At 35.8% G+C, this 17,556-nt stretch carries 18 protein-coding genes; 5 read left to right on the top strand and 13 right to left on the bottom strand.

Annotated features, from left to right (window positions below; all coding sequences use genetic code 11):
- The first annotated feature begins 208 nt into the window (after positions 1-208).
- On the top strand, positions 209-484 hold the full coding sequence (locus ACM6HU_RS08340; RefSeq protein ID WP_016116134.1) for a hypothetical protein: 276 nt from the start codon (positions 209-211) through the stop codon (positions 482-484).
- A gap of 138 nt (positions 485-622) precedes the next feature.
- Here ACM6HU_RS08340 and ACM6HU_RS08335 read toward each other — a convergent pair whose 3' ends face one another.
- The 4 genes from ACM6HU_RS08335 to ACM6HU_RS08320 all read right to left on the bottom strand — a co-directional run bounded on the left by ACM6HU_RS08335 (position 623) and on the right by ACM6HU_RS08320 (position 4,358).
- Positions 623-955, bottom strand: coding sequence for a DUF3909 family protein (locus ACM6HU_RS08335; protein ID WP_016116135.1), 333 nt, complete (start codon positions 953-955; stop codon positions 623-625).
- A 4-nt stretch (positions 956-959) separates the two neighbouring features.
- A complete protein-coding gene (locus ACM6HU_RS08330; protein ID WP_003199866.1) occupies positions 960-1,838 on the bottom strand; it encodes an NAD(P)-dependent oxidoreductase in 879 nt (292 codons plus the stop codon).
- 4 nt (positions 1,839-1,842) lie between these two features.
- A complete protein-coding gene (locus ACM6HU_RS08325) occupies positions 1,843-2,973 on the bottom strand; it encodes a serine hydrolase domain-containing protein (RefSeq protein WP_016116137.1) in 1,131 nt (376 codons plus the stop codon).
- A gap of 92 nt (positions 2,974-3,065) precedes the next feature.
- Positions 3,066-4,358: a GGDEF domain-containing protein gene (locus ACM6HU_RS08320; RefSeq protein WP_033671492.1), complete on the bottom strand. Its 1,293-nt coding sequence runs from the start codon at positions 4,356-4,358 to the stop codon at positions 3,066-3,068.
- 365 nt (positions 4,359-4,723) lie between these two features.
- Here ACM6HU_RS08320 and ACM6HU_RS08315 point away from each other — a divergent pair, with 365 nt between their 5' ends.
- The 3 genes from ACM6HU_RS08315 to ACM6HU_RS08305 all read left to right on the top strand — a co-directional run bounded on the left by ACM6HU_RS08315 (position 4,724) and on the right by ACM6HU_RS08305 (position 6,533).
- Entirely contained in the window at positions 4,724-5,341 is a 618-nt protein-coding gene (locus ACM6HU_RS08315) for a nitroreductase family protein (protein WP_016116139.1), read from the top strand.
- A 220-nt stretch (positions 5,342-5,561) separates the two neighbouring features.
- The gene (locus ACM6HU_RS08310) at positions 5,562-5,780 is read left to right on the top strand and encodes a hypothetical protein (RefSeq protein ID WP_016116140.1); all 219 of its coding nucleotides are present in this window, start codon (positions 5,562-5,564) and stop codon (positions 5,778-5,780) included.
- 372 nt (positions 5,781-6,152) lie between these two features.
- Entirely contained in the window at positions 6,153-6,533 is a 381-nt protein-coding gene (locus ACM6HU_RS08305) for a DUF3915 family protein (protein WP_414848107.1), read from the top strand.
- A gap of 98 nt (positions 6,534-6,631) precedes the next feature.
- Here ACM6HU_RS08305 and ptsP read toward each other — a convergent pair whose 3' ends face one another.
- The 4 genes from ptsP to glcT all read right to left on the bottom strand — a co-directional run bounded on the left by ptsP (position 6,632) and on the right by glcT (position 11,988).
- The gene (gene ptsP / locus ACM6HU_RS08300; RefSeq protein ID WP_016116142.1) at positions 6,632-8,344 is read right to left on the bottom strand and encodes a phosphoenolpyruvate--protein phosphotransferase; all 1,713 of its coding nucleotides are present in this window, start codon (positions 8,342-8,344) and stop codon (positions 6,632-6,634) included.
- Positions 8,344-8,607: a phosphocarrier protein HPr gene (gene ptsH, locus ACM6HU_RS08295; RefSeq protein ID WP_000411078.1), complete on the bottom strand. Its 264-nt coding sequence runs from the start codon at positions 8,605-8,607 to the stop codon at positions 8,344-8,346. The genes ptsP and ptsH overlap by 1 nt, the downstream gene beginning before the upstream one ends.
- A gap of 135 nt (positions 8,608-8,742) precedes the next feature.
- The gene (ptsG, locus tag ACM6HU_RS08290) at positions 8,743-10,803 is read right to left on the bottom strand and encodes a glucose-specific PTS transporter subunit IIBC (protein ID WP_016116143.1); all 2,061 of its coding nucleotides are present in this window, start codon (positions 10,801-10,803) and stop codon (positions 8,743-8,745) included.
- A gap of 336 nt (positions 10,804-11,139) precedes the next feature.
- Positions 11,140-11,988 carry a glucose PTS transporter transcription antiterminator GlcT gene (gene glcT, locus ACM6HU_RS08285; protein WP_016116144.1) on the bottom strand — a complete coding sequence of 283 codons (849 nt, stop codon included), beginning with the start codon at positions 11,986-11,988 and terminating at the stop codon, positions 11,140-11,142.
- 165 nt (positions 11,989-12,153) lie between these two features.
- Here glcT and ACM6HU_RS08280 point away from each other — a divergent pair, with 165 nt between their 5' ends.
- Entirely contained in the window at positions 12,154-12,972 is an 819-nt protein-coding gene (locus ACM6HU_RS08280) for a Cof-type HAD-IIB family hydrolase (protein WP_016133235.1), read from the top strand.
- 72 nt (positions 12,973-13,044) lie between these two features.
- On the opposite strand, the gene phnF is transcribed toward ACM6HU_RS08280, so the two are convergent.
- The 5 genes from phnF to scpB form a co-directional block, all read right to left on the bottom strand.
- Entirely contained in the window at positions 13,045-13,776 is a 732-nt protein-coding gene (gene phnF / locus ACM6HU_RS08275) for a phosphonate metabolism transcriptional regulator PhnF (RefSeq protein ID WP_077293862.1), read from the bottom strand.
- Positions 13,706-14,494: a glucosamine-6-phosphate deaminase gene (gene nagB / locus ACM6HU_RS08270; RefSeq protein WP_016116147.1), complete on the bottom strand. Its 789-nt coding sequence runs from the start codon at positions 14,492-14,494 to the stop codon at positions 13,706-13,708. Before nagB ends, phnF begins: the two co-directional genes overlap by 71 nt.
- A gap of 4 nt (positions 14,495-14,498) precedes the next feature.
- Positions 14,499-15,641, bottom strand: coding sequence for an N-acetylglucosamine-6-phosphate deacetylase (gene nagA, locus ACM6HU_RS08265; RefSeq protein ID WP_016116148.1), 1,143 nt, complete (start codon positions 15,639-15,641; stop codon positions 14,499-14,501).
- 267 nt (positions 15,642-15,908) lie between these two features.
- On the bottom strand, positions 15,909-16,811 hold the full coding sequence (locus tag ACM6HU_RS08260) for a ComEC/Rec2 family competence protein (protein WP_016116149.1): 903 nt from the start codon (positions 16,809-16,811) through the stop codon (positions 15,909-15,911).
- Positions 16,812-16,886: 75 nt separating this feature from the next.
- The gene (scpB, locus tag ACM6HU_RS08255; protein WP_018766084.1) at positions 16,887-17,462 is read right to left on the bottom strand and encodes an SMC-Scp complex subunit ScpB; all 576 of its coding nucleotides are present in this window, start codon (positions 17,460-17,462) and stop codon (positions 16,887-16,889) included.
- Between the last annotated feature and the right edge of the window lie 94 nt (positions 17,463-17,556).

Here is a 17,556-nt window from a genome sequence, read left to right as displayed (position 1 = left end):
TCTCTCTCCTTGCAATATCTCCTGATGGATGAGGATTCATCATCAAGGGCGAATGGTTCCTCATGATATTTTTTATTTTATCAAGTATGTTTCTCAATAAATTTTGAACATTTTTTGAACTTTTTCTGAAAATTCTGTTTAAATTATGATATAATACAAATAATAGAAAATGAATTGAACAGAAAACCGCAAAAAGAGGAGGAAGAACATGAATTTAATTATAGCACTTATACTTGGGGTTACTTGTGGAGCTATTCCTGCTATTCTCGGGGCAATTATGGAGGAATTAGAAATCGGTATGTTAGGTTTTGTCGCATCTTCTGTAAGCGCTTTACTTTTTGGTTTGTACGGTGCTATACCTGTCGCTATTCTCTTTGCATTATATATATTACGTCACGCTCGTACAAAGCAATTTAGTCGCAATCATATGGCCAAAATCATTCCATTCCCAATCGAACGCTCTCGTCGTGCTTCTAGCTTATAATCCCATTACATTGTATCTCACATTTTTATATCCTCACAATACATCTACCTTAATACAACCTACCTTTGTCAAAATTAGCTTCCAATTTTCCTAAAAAAATATATTAAACAAAATAAAAAGTCCTCAAACGAGGACTTTTTATTTATTATCTTCCAAAAACTGAAATAGTTCTTGTAAGTGAAGAGCATCTTCTCCGTAGCTAACAGATACATAACATACTCCATCAATTTCAGCATGCATATAAAGGTCAATACCTTCCCGATCATACTTTAAAGCTAAATAAAATTCCATTTCTTCTAACATCTTCTTTGATGTTCGAATCACGTAATGGCCGCTTTCATCACGTCCATATTCAAATGTTGGCTCAAAATCATACTTTTGTTTAAATGCTGCTTGTTGCTTATCATTGATTGGCATACAAGTCGCACGCTGTACAACATCGATCATCCCGTCAAACTTTTCTAAATTCATCACATTACCCCCTTATATATTTCTTATACAACACCTGTGTGCCACTATCCTCTTCTCCCTCTTCTATTAATTCATCATATAGCTCTTTTGCTAGAGCTAACCCAGGTACAGGTAACTTTAACTTTTCAGCTTCATCTAACGCAATTTTTATATCCTTCATAAAATGTTTCACATAAAATCCTGGTGCAAAGTCCTCTTTTAACATACGTGGAGCTAAATTACTTAATGACCAACTACCGGCTGCTCCAGTTGAAATACTTTGTAGTACTTTCTCTGGATCTAAACCTGCCTTCTTTGCATACGCTACCGCTTCACAAACACCTATCATATTCGATGCAATTGCAATTTGATTACACATCTTTGTATGCTGTCCACTTCCCGCTGGCCCTTGTAACTGAACGTTCTCTCCTAGTTTTTCAAACAAAGGGAGACATACTTCATATACTTCTTGCTCTCCACCAATCATAATAGCAAGTCTGCCTTCTTTTGCTCCAATATCCCCTCCTGATACCGGAGCATCTAGCGTATGTACACTCTTTTTCTTTCCAGCTTCATATATACGTTTTGCTAACGTCGGTGTAGAGGTTGTAAAATCAATTGCAATTGTCCCTTCATTTGCATGTTCCAGAATTCCCTCTGTTCCAAAATAGATTTCTTCTACATCATGCGGATATCCTACCATCGTCATAACAACATCTACATTCTCCACCAATTCTTTTGGTGAATCACACCAATGTGCCCCTTCTTTTAATAAGGAAGTTGCTTTTTCTTTCGTACGGTTATACACATATACTGTATAACCACCTTGTAATAAATGATGTACCATACTTTTCCCCATAACACCTGTACCGATAAAACCAATTGATGAAATTACTTGTTTCATCTACTCATCCCCTTTGTTCTAATAAATTGCTTACCATCTTCCGGAATTCCTTATTAAAATCATCATTTATGCCATTTTTCACATTTGAGAATAAAATAACAAATGTTCCCTTATCTTTATTAAAGTTATTAAATGTATTCCACCCAGCAACTACACCATGGTTATGAAAATAATCGGGATATATATAGAAACTAAATGCATATTTCTTTTCTGATGATGGTGTAAACATCACTTGTATACTTTTCTCTGAAAGAAGTTTTCCGTTTATAATTGCTTCATCTAACTTCTTCATATCCCCAACTGTAGTATACATCTCACCACAGCCATATAGCCAGTTCATTGCTAATTTGGGCGCTGGTACAAGTACATTGTCTTTCTTTTGATACCCTTGCGTGAAATGTTGCTCTCCTGGCACCATATTTCCCATACCTGATTCATGCATGTCCGCTCGTGCAAATATATTTTCCTTTACATATTCTCCCAAAGACTTTTTAGATATATTTTCTATAATATAAGCAAGCACCATATAATTATAGTCACTGTATTTCCAACCAGTTCCTGGCGGAAAAGCTACTTGTTGCTTTCCAATCCAAGTAACCAAATTCAAACGTGATGCAGCATTCACTTTTCCCTTTCCCTTCTCTGGTAAACCAGAAGTATGTGTTAGAAGATGGTATAATGTGATATTTTTATCTGCTGGAAATAAAGGTATATATTTATTCACATTGTCCTGAATATTTAACTTTCCATGCTCTTGCAACTGTAAAATCGATGTTGCCACAACAGTCTTAGTAATGGAACCGATGCGATATTTTGTTTGTGGTGTATTTTCAATTTTACTTTGAACATCTGCATATCCATACCCTTTATTCAGCACAACACGATCTTTATCTGTGACAAGAACCGTTCCATTAAAATCTTTATCTTTTAAATATTGATCTAACTTTTGTGCCACACTAGCATAATCAATTGGCGGTTCCTTTTTTTCTTCTAAATTATCCTGTAACTCAGACTCGACAGAAGAAGTTGCCTTCGAAGTTAATGCTTCTTGCTTCTTGGGTATATAAAAAAAGTAATACACACTTCCACATGCTATAAAGCAAATCAAGACCATAATAATCAATTTTTTTATCATTCAAAAACCTCCGCAGTTACTTCCTTATAAATGGCCCCCTCTTTCTATTATCGGGTAACAGAAAAAAATCGCAACACTTTGTTGCGAAAAAATCACATTTTTTCTTTTCTATATAAACGTACTTGGTTTTTTCCATTTTTTTTCGCTTCATATAAAGCAATATCTGCTCGCTGCATCAATTCTTCTTTTGTCATTCCTTGCTCATATAAGGCAACTCCAAAACTTGCGGTTAATTTTGAAATGCTAGAGAATTGCTTTGTTTCAATAAAAAAACGTAGCGATTCAGCAACTTGGAAAGCCTCTTTTTCCGTTGTATTTATTACTAATATAATAAATTTCTCTCCACCCCACCGCGCGAAAATATGTTGGGGTGCTATTTTAGATTTCATAAGTTCGGCTAACTGAATTAATGCTAAATCACCAAAATCATGTCCATATATGTCGTTCACTTTTTTAAAATCGTCTATATCAAAAAGAATAAGCGCCATTGTTTGATTTACTCGTTTCTCACTTTTCCATTTTTCTTCCAATAATTGTTGAAACTTCAAACGGTTGTATATTTCTGTTAAAGAATCAATTGCAGCAAGTTGTTCTTGCTCTTGATATAATTCATCTAATTCAGTAATATCTGTACACTTAACAATAAACCTAGACAAATCTTCTGGTACAGGTGCAGCACGTAATAAAAAAACAAACGCTTCGCCTTCATGACTATACATTTTTATTTTTCTTGCTTGCGCTAAAGAATCATCAAGCCAAGTTATATCGTGATTTGTTGCGTAATATCCATGTTCTTGAATGAAATGTTCCGCAAATACCATATGATTCTCATGATATGAAAATAAATTTTCATATCCAAAAAAACTCAAAAAGTTCGTATTACAGTCGACGATCTCATCATCTTCTACAATGAATAATAAATCATTTTGAAAATCAAACATCATTTGAAGAAGCTCTTGCTGAATAGTCACTTGTTGCAATAGTGATAATTGATAGAGACTTTTGTTTACCTCTTCCAGCACAACCTGTGGTGTAACAGGAGCTATAACAATATTTCGTACTCCTATTGTAAGCAACTCTACAAATTTTGAAGTCACCGGCTGATCCCAGATAACAATAAAAGAACTCATCGAATTATATATGTGTTTTATACACTCTACTTGTGCACCATTCGACACATAAATGATCACAATTTGTGGTCGCACTTTTTCAAATAACATTTCCCCTTCTTCAAAACTATTTGCTATAAACATACATTTTGGATGTATATTATCAATCGTATACTGGTGATTACATCCTTCTTCTATATAAAGTACATTTACATGGAGATCCTGTAATACATTTTGAAAAACCGTATTCTCTAATAAAAAATGTAGTATGTTCACCACTGGTCTTCACTCACTTCATATATCCTGTTCTACTGAATTCTTCACTTTCCTTTTCTATAAGAGGGCCGTTATCAAAAGAACTCGATTGGTGAGGGCTGAGCATCAGCAGGAACAAAGAACTCTCCCACTGACAGGAGCTTCACTTTACATATTTCTTCTTGATCTGTGAATCATCTTTTTATTGTATGACTACATGCATGACAGCGATTGTACGAATGTCCCCTTTTTCTTCTATTCTCAACAACTTGACAATTAAAATAAAGATATTATATTCTTTTACAGTGATAACTTACAAAATGTAAGTACAAAATTGTTACATATGGTATTTTTTATAAATCCACATAAAACTTAGGAGGCATATTATGACACAGCAAGATTTCTTTACTGTTCTATATGAACGAACATCTAATCGTGCATTCAATTCTGAAAAAGAAATTTCAAAAGAGGAATTACAAGAAATTTTGAAAGCAGCTGGTCAAGCACCATCAGCTTGGAACTTACAACATTGGAAGTTTCTTGTTTTCCAAGGTAAAGATGTACAAAGCCGTTTACATCCAATCGCTTATAATCAACAACAAATTCTTGATGCTTCTGCAGTAGTCGCTATTTTAGGTGATCTAGAAGCAAATAAAAACATCGATTCTGTATATGGACCTATCGTAGAGCAAGGGTTTATGAGAGAAGAAGCTAAAGAGCGTTTAGCACAAAATATTGAATCTGCATATAAACGTGAACAATATCCACGAGATGCAGCCTTCTCTAATGCATCCTTAGCCACAATGCAACTTATGCTTGCAGCTAAGGCAACTGGCTGGGACACTTGTGCAATCGGTGGATTTAACCCACAAGCACTAATGGAAGAATTTAATGTTTCTTCTCGTTATGTACCTATCATGCTAATTACAATTGGTGAATCTACATTAAAAGGACATCCAGCACCACGTATGAATGTCGAACAAATAACGGAATGGGCAAAGTAAACAGCCCCACAATAACATAAAAAAACGAAGGGTATCTCCCTTCGTTTTTTTATGTTATTTCTTTGTAATATTCCAACATATATGAACAGTAGTATTTCTCTATCCCCTTTAAAATCACAGTATTTTGTCGAATTTTGTTATACAATGAAATATAAAGGGTGTATTTTTATTACAATTATGATACAATAGTAACAAATAGATAACAAGAGAGGGATTTTCATTGAATTCATATGGAAGCTTTATTGCATTTTTAAGCTATGCCGTAACTGTACTGCTTCTATACTTTATTGGAGATGCCACAAATATTACAGTGCTACAATTCCCAAAAGAAAAAGCACTCCAGCTAGAAGAAGGATTACATATCTCACAGTCTATCGTACCATTACTGTTGGCTCTTCCCGTATATGCAATCGTTTTATATAAAAGTAAAAAAGTGTAAAGGATACCTCGTTATAAATAAAGGTATCCTTTTCTATATATCCAGTTATGCGTGGATAGTAAGACTCACCTAAAGATTTTTATTGATTCAAATATGATCATAACCAGTGGGGGGTCTTACTGTCCTCAAATAGCGGGATAAATAAGGAAAAACTACCCGTGAATTTCAGATCCTTGAATAAAGAAAAAAACAATAATAAAAGTTTCGACCTCCCTCCCCCTGTCATTTATCCTTATCCAAATACCATTAAGTAACAAATACCCATCTAGTCATTTAAAATAAGAAAATATCCCAGTAAAAATTCCACGTTCTGTCCAGTCACTACATATACAACTTACATACATTATAAGTGTGAAGGGGGTGATGAGAATTATGTTTGGATCTTTTGGATGTCGTGACGACTTTAGAGATTGTCATCGTGACTGTCATCGTAATCGTGACTGTGATCGTGACAGAGAAAGAGAAAGAGAAAGAGAAAGAGAAAGAGAAAAAGAAAGAGAAAGAGAAAAACACGCAGTATGTAATGTCCTTAGACACGTTGCAATCGGAACAGAAATTTCTCTTTTAACTATTAGAGGCGACGTTACTTTCAGAAATGTTATTTTTGAAGGATTTTGTAACGGCGTTGCTCTTTTCTCCGCTTTAGCTACGGGAGATGATAAAGATAATAACAATAAAAATAACCAAAACGCAACCAGATTTACAGGTATTTTACGTGTTTGCCCAAATGATATCATATCAATCGCTATCTAATTCTAGTTCGTATCCTCAAAATCACAAAATCAAATCTAAATTTAGTATAGAAAAAAACCTGAGACCGATTTCAAATCGGCTCAGGTTTTCTTTTGTTATTAGATGCTTTTAACTAATTCAACAACTTCTTCAGCAGTTGACATCGTTAATGCTTTTTGCGCTAACTCTTCCATCTCTGCTTTTGACAACTTGCTTAGTTGTGTTCTTGCAGGAAGGATAGATGTTGCACTCATGCTGAATTCATCTAATCCTAATCCAAGTAGTAATGGGATTGCAAGTGAATCTCCTGCCATCTCACCACACATACCAGCCCATTTTCCTTCTTTATGAGCAGCATCGATAACCATTTTTACAAGACGTAAAATAGATGGGTTATACGGTTGGTATAAGTAGGATACACGTTCATTCATACGGTCTGCAGCCATTGTGTACTGGATTAAGTCGTTTGTTCCGATAGAGAAGAAATCAACTTCCTTTGCAAACTGATCTGCTAATACTGCAGAAGCAGGGATTTCTACCATCATACCTACTTCAATAGCGTCAGAAACAGTTACACCAGCTTGAACAAGTCTTTCTTTCTCTTCTAATAAAATTGCTTTTGCTTGACGGAATTCATCAAGAGTTGCAATCATTGGGAACATAATTTTCAAATTACCATATACGCTTGCACGAAGTAATGCACGAAGTTGTGTACGGAACACATCTTGTTCTTCAAGGCATAAGCGAATTGCACGGTAACCTAAGAATGGATTCATTTCTTTTGGTAAATGTAAGTATGGAAGCTCTTTATCTCCACCGATGTCAAGTGTACGAACAACAACTGGTTGATCTGCTTTTACACCTTCAAGAACTGCTTTATATGCTTCGAACTGCTCTTCTTCTGTTGGAAGATTGTCACGACCCATGTATAAGAATTCTGTACGGTATAAACCAACACCTTCTCCACCATTGTCGATGATACCTTGTACATCATTTGGTGTTCCGATGTTTGCAACAAGCTCAACATGTTGTCCATCACTTGTTACAGTTGCTTGATCTTTTAATTTCGCCCATTCAACTTTTTGTTCTTCGAATTTTGCTTTCTTTTCTTCGAAAGTACGAAGCGTTTCTTCAGATGGGTTTACAATTACTTCTCCATCTAGACCGTCGATAATTACGATATCGCCGTTTTGGATTTTCTCCATAACAACTTTCGTACCAACAACAGCTGGAATTTCCATAGAACGAGCCATAATCGCAGAGTGAGATGTACGTCCACCAATATCAGTCGTGAAACCTTTTGCATAGTTACGGTTTAATTGTGCTGTATCAGATGGTGTTAAATCTTCAGCAATAATAATTACTTCTTCAGAAATCGTACTTGGATTTGAGAAGTTAATTCCTAGTAAATGTGCAAGAACGCGTTTTGTTACGTCGCGAATATCCGCTGCACGCTCTTTCATATATTCATTATCCATGTTTTCAAACATAGTAATGAACATTGTTGCAACTTCGTCCATTGCAAATTCAGCATTTACTTTTTCATTATTTACTTTATCTTTTACTGGATTTACTAGTTCTGGATCATTCAATACTAGTAAATGTGCTTCAAAGATAGCAGCTTTATCAGCACCAAGCTCAGCAAAAGCATGGTCTTTAATTGCTTCTAGTTCAGATTTAGCTTTCTCAAGCGCAGCGTCTAAGCGTGCAATTTCTGCAGCTTCGTTCGTAATCGTTTTCTTTTCAATGTTAAATTCAGGATTTTCAAGTCTGAAAGCCTTCGCAATAGCAATCCCACTTGATGCAGCGATCCCTTGAATGTTAAGAGTCATTATTCTCCTAACCCTTCGTTTTTCATAGTTTCTTCGATAGCTGCTAGTGCTTGAGCTGCATCATCACCATTTGCAGTGATTTTAATTTCTGCGCCTTGTTGAATACCTAAAGACATAACACCCATGATTGATTTTAAGTTAACGTTTTTACCGTTATACTCTAAGTTAATATCAGCACCGAATTTGCTTGCAGTGTTTACAAGTAGAGTTGCTGGACGAGCATGAATTCCTGAGTCGCTAGTTACTTTAAAGATTTTTTCCATAATAATCTATCTCCTTTAAATGCAGTATTTTTTCAGTTGTATAGACGTGAGTACCACATCATCTATTGTATATAACAGGCGATGTTCGGTCAACCACATCGCCCACTATAATTATAAACATTTTGCGTCAATTTCTTACTGAATGTCAATAATATCGGCTTCGCCTTTCTTGACATTGCCTTCTTTTTTCAATTCAACTTGTTGTCCTTGCCCTAAATTCGTAAAAATAATTGGTGTAATAATAGATGGTGCATTTTCTTTTACAAATGCGATATCTACTTTCAATAATGGTTGTCCTTGTTTCACTTTATCACCTTGCGTGACAAGTGCTTCAAAACCTTCACCATTTAATTTTACAGTATCAATACCGAAGTGAATTAAAATTTCTTTTCCACCTTCAGATTGAATACCAATTGCATGTTTTGTTGGAAAGACATTGACAATCTCACCGTCAACTGGAGAAACGACTGTTCCTTCTGCTGGCTCAATTGCGAATCCATCCCCCATCATTTTCCCTGAAAATACTTGATCAGGAACTTCTGTAATCGGTAGAATTTTACCTTCAATCGGAGATACAATTGTTTCATTTGTATCCGCTTTTTGTACAGTTTCTTCTACTTTTACAGGTTTTTCTTTTTCAACATGAGGTGTACGACCTGACATAATATCATGAATTTGTGATTTTAATGTGTCAGATTTCGGTCCAAAAATAGCTTGAATGTTATTTCCTACTTCAAGCACTCCCGCTGCCCCAAGTTCTTTCAAACGATCTTTGTTTACATTTTTTTGTTCGTTAACTTGAACACGTAAACGTGTAATACAAGCATCTAAAGAAGCAATATTCTCTTTACCACCAAGCGCCACTAATACTTCACGTGGAAGTTCACCTGCTTCTGTTTTCCCTGCGCCATCAGTATCTGTTGTTACTTCACGACCAGGTGTTTTTAGATCCCATTTGCGGATTGCAAATCGGAATCCGAAGTAGTAAATTACTGCAAGTGCAAGACCAACAACAATTACCCACCACCATGCTGTACGGCCTGGTAAGACACCAAATAGCATAAAGTCAATTAAACCACCAGAGAATGTCATACCAATTTTAACACCTAAAATGTGCATTGTCATAAACGATAAACCAGCAAATACAGCATGTATTCCGAACAATACTGGTGCTACGAATAAGAATGAAAATTCAAGTGGTTCTGTAATACCTGTTAGGAAAGATGTTAACGCAGCAGATCCTAAAATACCAGCTGCTAATTTTTTATTTTCTGGACGTGCTTCATGATACATTGCTAAAGCTGCTGCTGGAAGACCGAACATCATGAACGGATATTTACCTGTTGTAAACGTACCAGCTGTTAACTCAACACCATCTTTTAATTGTGCCATAAAGATCTTTTGGTCACCGTGGATAATGTCACCCGCTGCACTTGTATATTGACCAAACTCAAACCAGAATGGTGCATAGAAAATATGATGTAATCCAAATGGAATTAAAGAACGCTCAATTAAACCAAACACAAATGCCGCTAACGTTTTATTCGCATCGATCATTTGATGTGAGAATGCATTCAAACCACCTTGAATTGTCGGCCAAATAAAGCACATTACAATCCCTAAAAGTAAAGAGAATGTTGCTGTTGCGATCGGTACGAAACGCTTACCTGCAAAGAATCCTAAGTATGATGGTAATTCAATATTGAAATATTTATTATAGCAATATGCTGCTAATATCCCTACAAGAATACCCCCAAACACTCCCGTTTGAAGTGTCGGAATACCTAATACATTTGCATATGCTTGATCTGTAAAACCAGTTTTAACTGGAACTTTGTCACTTACAATTGTAACAAATTTTTCTACTCCTAAGAATACGCTCATCGTTTTGTTCATAATTAAGTATCCAACGAAGGCTGCTAACCCAGCTACTCCGTCTCCACCTGCTAATCCGATGGCAACCCCTACTGCGAATAATAATGCAAGGTTTGCGAAAATAATATCACCAGATTGTTCCATAATTTTTGCAACTAGAACAAACCAATCTGCCTTTAAGGCAGGAACTAGATTTGTTAACTGTGGATTTTGAAATGCATTACCAAATCCAAGTAAAATACCTGCAGCCGGTAAAATTGCTACTGGAAGCATAAGCGCTTTTCCGACTTTTTGAAGAACACCAAAGATATTCTTAAACATGGAAACCCTTCCTCTCTTATATATATTGTGCTTTTCGACAAACGCCAAAAAGGCATGAGGAAAAAAAGATAGAACGATAGCTATACAAAGGGTAGTATGTCCCTTTCTCTAGCTTACATTCCTGACTTTTCTCCACTCATGCCTGATCGAATCAGTAACACGTGTCAAAAATAGGTTTACGTATAAGTTCACTACTTTAAAGCAAACGTTTTCGTTGTTTGCCTTAACTTGTTTGTCGAATTTTGTATAACTTTGCATGACTTATTATACAAAACAATTGTAAGCGATTCAATCATTTTTTTTAACGTTTTCATTTTAGACAAAAATATATGTCTTTTATACGTGTTCTACTTTTACTAATCTTTGCAAATGCATCGTTAAATAAATACTCTCCGCTTCATATACAGGGAGCTGTAATTCTTTCTGCATCACCTTCACAAGCTTCCAAGCTAGATTATAACAAACTGGATACTCTGCTTTTAATAACTCAGCAAACCCTTGTGCTTCTTCTACCTTCTCTCCCTTTTTCACTCGTTCAATTGCATATTGCAAATGACGAATAAGACGTAAATAATGAATACTTTCTGGATCTAATGTAAGATGTAGATTTGTTTCAATTAATGAAACAAGCTTTGCAATAAGACGGGAGTTTTGATTAACAGCAGATACATCAGAATTTGTGAGTGAACTATAAATATGAAGTGCAATAAAGCCAACTTCCCCTTCTGGCAATGTAATTTGCAAACGGGAATTTATAAGTTGTACAACTCCTTCAGCAATTTTGTACTCTTCTGGATACAGCATTTTTGTTTCAACTAAAAAAGGATTATCTATTGTAAAGCCCTGTTTCAGTCTTTTAATTGCAAAAGAAATATGATCTGTTAAGGCAATATGAATATGCTCGTTTAATGGTGACTGCGCCTTTTCTTGAATATACATCATAATATCGTTCATCAGTTCAATTAACTTTTCGCTCACATGTGGCACTAAAAGCTTATATTGTTCACGGTCACGTTCATTTTTTAAAACAAACATTTTTTCAATTTGCTCCGCCTTTAATACATCTTTCGTTTTCTTTCCAAATCCAATTCCCTTGCCAATCACTACTACTTCCTCGTGTTCCTGATGACTCGCAATGATGACATTATTATTTAAAACTTTTTTAATTTCTAGATAACTATTCATATAACACCACCCTCGTACTTAAATAGCCTACTTTTATGTTACAGAACATCCTTCTTTTTCGTCAATGCAAAACATCTACCATTTTAGAAAAATTCATTTTTTAGACATGATTGCACGAGATGCGTATAATGTAAGAGCAAATGTACATAGAAAGGAGAATGCAACATGATTAAAATGTTTGTAAGCGATATTGACGGCACAATGATGCAACATGGCGGCATAATTGATGAACAAGATGTTACAGCTCTTCGCAATCTTGCACAGCAAAATGTGATTCTTTGTTTCGCCTCCGGTAGGCTTGATAATGAAATCGCTGGTTTAATGAAAGAGGTTGGTACCAACTTCCATCGCATTAGCGTAAATGGTGTATTCGTATATACCCATGAGAATAAACAATTATTGTCTGCAACATTTGATTCGAGCATTTTGCCAGATTTGTTAGCGATGACGAAAGAAGAACCGTATTTTCGTTATGTAAGTGATGAATATAATTATTACATTGAGGAAAAAACACCATTTATTCATGAACTTGAGAAACAAGTTACAATGACTTCTGTTGAAGAACCAAACTTATTACAAAAAATTGATGATACAATTTTCCCTAATAAAATTTCTGTTGGCGGCACAAAAGAAAATTTACAAGTACTTCAGAAAACAATCAATGAGAAATTTAGCGGCAAAGTCAGTACCTTTATCTCCGCTGAACAATGCTTAGATGTCATGCCACCAAATATTAGCAAAGGATCAGCAATCTCTATTTTATTACAAGAATTCCACATAGAACCTGAAGAAATTGCTTGTATCGGTGATTCTTACAATGATATTCCTATGTTCAATTTAACACCTCATAGCTTTGCCATGTCACAAGCTGACGATGCAGTGAAAGAACATGCACATTATGTCGTAGACTCTGTAAAAAACGCTGTAGAACACGTGGTAACTTACAACTCAAAACAAAACAAAAATACGACTCATTCCCTGTAAGGATGAGTCGTATTTTTTTCTCTACATACCCAATGAATTGAAAGTTTAATGTATTTCACAAAATAAAATACACTACTTGTTTCGTGAAATACTCGTAATGAACTTATAACGATCACCACGATAAATACATTTCACATATTCTAACGGTAATTCACCTTCTGCATATGACCATTGTCTCATGACAAGCACAGGTGCTTTTTTAGGTATATGCAGATGTTCCGCTTCATCATCCGTTGCAATTGAAGCTTCAATTGCTTGGGTAGCACGAACAAGTTTAAAGCCTAACTTTTTCTCTAAATGTTCGTATAAAGATTGTTGCAAAATTTCTTCGTTAATATCTTTTACAAGAGTTGGCGACAAATATGTCGTCTCAAAAGCAATCGGTTCGTCATCGGCTAAGCGAATACGCCTCACTTCATACACCGATTCCCCCTCTTGAATTCTAAGCCGGTCTGCTATTTTAGCAGTGGCTGAAACTAGGCGGAAGCTTAATAACTGACTGCTTGGTTTCATACCACGGGAAAGCATATCCTCTGTAAATCCCGTCATCCCTTGCAGTTTTTGCTCCACTTTTGGAAGCTGAACAAACGTTCCAATTCCACGCTTTCGATATAAATACCCTTGTTCCACTAAATTATTAATTGCCTGTCTGATCGTCATGCGACTTACTTCGAACTTATCACAAAGTTCATTCTCAGATGGAATTTTATCTCCCGGCGTCCATTCACCGTCCTCAATTAGCTGTTTCACCCACTCTTGAATCTGATAATAGATCGGAAATGGTGAATACTTGTCGATGTTCATCAGCAATCGCCTCACTGCATAAAGATAGAGCTTCTGGATCTGCGATTACGGTTACATTCGGATGACGTTGCAGCACTGTAGCAGGACACGCTTTGCTATACTCACCTTGCAATAATTCTCTGATTGCTTCTGCTTTTTTCGGTCCCATAGCAACAAGTAAAATTTGTTTCGCTTTTATGATGCTTCCAATCCCCATTGTAATTGCATGAGTTGGTACATCTTCTTCTTTTTCGAAGAAACGAAGGTTTGCTTGGCGTGTAGACTCTGTTAATTCAACAATGTTAGTTGGAGAATCAACAGATGTTCCTGGTTCGTTAAATCCGATGTGACCGTTTTCACCGATTCCAAGAATCTGTAGATCAACTGGGTTAGCTGCTAGAATGCCTTCATAACGCTTGCACTCTTCTTCTAAATCACTTGCCATCCCGTTTGGTACATAAGTTTCTTTAAAGGGAAGATGATTAAACAACTGTTCTTGCATAAAATAATGATAGCTGTTTTTATCTTCGTGTGATAAATTTACGTACTCATCTAAGTTTACAGTGGTTACACGGCTTGTATCAAGTTTATTTTTTCGCATTTCTGCATAAATACCAAGTGGAGAGCTTCCTGTAGCCATTCCTAGCGTTGGATTTTCCTTTGATTTTACAACTTCTTCAATTAATTTATAACCTGCTTCTGCTAATTCTTCTGGCGTTTTTACAACAAGAATATTCATCTATTTACTTCCCTTCCTTCATATGAATTCCTAATCGAACCGTATCATATACATGTAAATCTTCCGTCATGACAACAAAGTCCGCATCTTTTCCTACTGTTAATGCCCCTTTATTCGTTAATCCAAACTCTTCTGCTTGGTTAACTGATGTCATAAGTACAGCGTCCTCAATCGAGCATCCTGTAAATTCAATTACATTTCGGAATGCTTGGTCCATTTTCAATATACTACCCGCTAACGTTCCGTCTTCTAAACGAGCGCTGCCATCTTTCACATGTACAGGCTGTCCACCAAGCTCATACAATCCATCTTCTAAACCTTTTGCACGCATCGCATCAGTAATGACACTTACTTTTTTAGGCCCTTTTAATTTATATGCTAATTTCACCATATCTGGGTGAATGTGAATACCATCTGCAATCACTTCAACCATTACATTTGGGTTCAATAACACGTGACCGACAACACCTGGTTCACGGTGATGTAAACCGCGCATTTGATTGTATAAGTGTGTAGCATGTGTAATGTTTCTATTTTTCAATTGTGCATCAACTGCATCTGTATGGCCCATTGTACCAACAACACTCGTTTCAGCAAGATACTTTTCAAATTCTACTGCGCCTTCTTCTTCTGGTGCATACGTTACTAATTTAATTAGATTGCCACTTGCTTCTTGCCATTGTTTAAATTGTTCAATATTCGCCGGAACGATATGTTCAAGAGGTTGCGCTCCTGCACGTTTTTTTGAAACATATGGTCCTTCTAAATGAATATATTCAAAATGCGCTCCTTTTTCTTTCGCTTCTTTTGCAGCACTTAAAGCCGCTTCAATTGCTTCTGGAGCTTGCGTCATTGTTGTTGGGAAATAAGTTGTAACCCCTTCTTTTAACATTTCTTTACCAAGAGTTACTAACCCATCGCTATTCGCATCCATCGCATCAATATCGTATCCGCCATGAATATGAACATCGATCATACCTGGAATCACAATTTTTCCTTCTGCGTCAAAAACCGTTTCATTTTCTTGTGATACATATTGAGCCATCAAACCAATTTCTTCAATTTTTTCTGCGTAACGAATAAATCCACTTCCCATTACTTCGTGACCTGTATAAATTTTGGCATTGATGACAACTTGCGTTTTCATTTTCATCGATCCTTTCCCATGGAATACCTACTTGTTATTATTACCTATTTGCCTAACCTCATCTTAATATATACACGAGTAGTTGTCTATACATTCAAATGAAATTTCCTCTTCTCTTAGTAAAAAAGGAAATTTATCTTCTTTAATTATAATATATATTATTCTTTTTTTCCAAAAGGAGACAATGCATCTTTTATGAAAACGAATACTAATTCCTTGTTTCCATTTTCCTACTTAGCATTCCATTATACAGTTTTAACTACTTCTTTACTTTAACAATGGAAGCGGCGTATTTGACCATATTGCAATATGGCCTCCATCCGTTTCAATTTCTACCGTTCGTTTATCCGTTGTATATGTCATGACACCATATCTCTTTAACCTGTTTACTACACTTTGATGTGGATGCCCATATGGATTTTTTTTATCATAAGAAAGAATAGCAAATTGAGGGTTTGCCTCCTCTAAAAATTGTTCACTAGTTGACGTATATGAACCGTGGTGACCTACCTTTAAAACATCAGCATGTACATCATATTGCTTTATTATTTTCTTTTCAGTTTGTATATCCGCATCTCCCATTAGCAAAAAATCAGCTTTACCATATCGAACTTTTAAAACAATTGATGATTCATTATTTTCATCCTTTGACTTCCCATTATTTAATATTTGAATTGAAACTTGGGGATCCAACGGTATATGCTGTCCTTGTTTTACACGAACAAACGGAATTCCCCTCTTTTTAATATCGTTCCTATACGTATGATATGTAAAAGAACTATAGGTTTTGCCGCTATCTAATACAAGTGAAACTGGCATTTGTTCTATAATCGGTATAAGCCCTCCTATATGATCCATATCTGGATGAGTCCCTACCACAACATCTAAATGGTTAATCCCTTTTTCAATTAATTTCTGAATAATTACCTCTCCAGCCTCATAAGGCCCTCCATCGATTAACATTGTTTGACCATTAGGTAAAATAATAAGTGTGGCATCACCTTGTCCCACCTTAAAAAAACTAACTTTCATTCTTCCTAAATGTGGACGTTGCATGGAAAAAGAGGACACAGTATGAACAGACGTCATATATCTTTTGACAGATGTGCTGTTTAATGAAAAACATATTAAAACAGAAACTAACAATAGAATAATCCGTACAACTTTCATAATTCGTCTCCTTTTTTCATTTAGTATGGCACGAGTCGTATTTCATATACAAAAAAAGCTTAGCAATACGCTAAGCTACGATTTTGACAATTCCTGCAAGGAGCCAAAGAATAAGTCAGCTTCATTCATTTGTTCATTTTCTTCAGAAAGGGTTGGTAAATCGTCTAATGTTTGAAGTCCAAACGTATCTAAGAACTCTTTCGTAGTACCATATAAAATAGGACGCCCTGGTCCTTCTGCCCGGCCCGTTTCTTTTATAAGTAAGTGCGATACCAATGTTTGCAGTGCTCGATCTGTTTTCACACCACGAATTTCTTCCATTTCCGTTCTTGTAATTGGCTGGCGATAAGCAACAATCGCCAATGTTTCAAGAGCAGCCTGGGAAAGAGACGCTGCTGTTGGTGTATCCATTAATTTTTGATAATAAGGCGCATGTTCTTTTTTTGTGGCAAAGCGATACACTTTTGCAAATTGTACAATTTGCAACCCTCGCTGTACACCTTCACATTCCCTTTGCATTTCCTCGATAATCTGAATTACATCTTTCACTTCAATTTCAAGTACTTTTGCAATTTGTTCCGGATAGACTCCTTCATCACCCGCAACAAATAAAAGCCCCTCAACAATTGCCATCTGTTCTTTTCTATCCAACATACAATCTCCTTTCTCATATCTTTCCATACAAAAATATCCACAATAAAAACCGAATCACAGTATATTGCGACCGGTCCAACATTCCTTTTAT

It is taken from the genome of Bacillus sp. IT-79MI2 (assembly GCF_949768135.1).
GTDB lineage: Bacteria > Bacillota > Bacilli > Bacillales > Bacillaceae_G > Bacillus_A > Bacillus_A pseudomycoides.
This window is presented reverse-complemented; position numbering and strand designations above follow the sequence as displayed.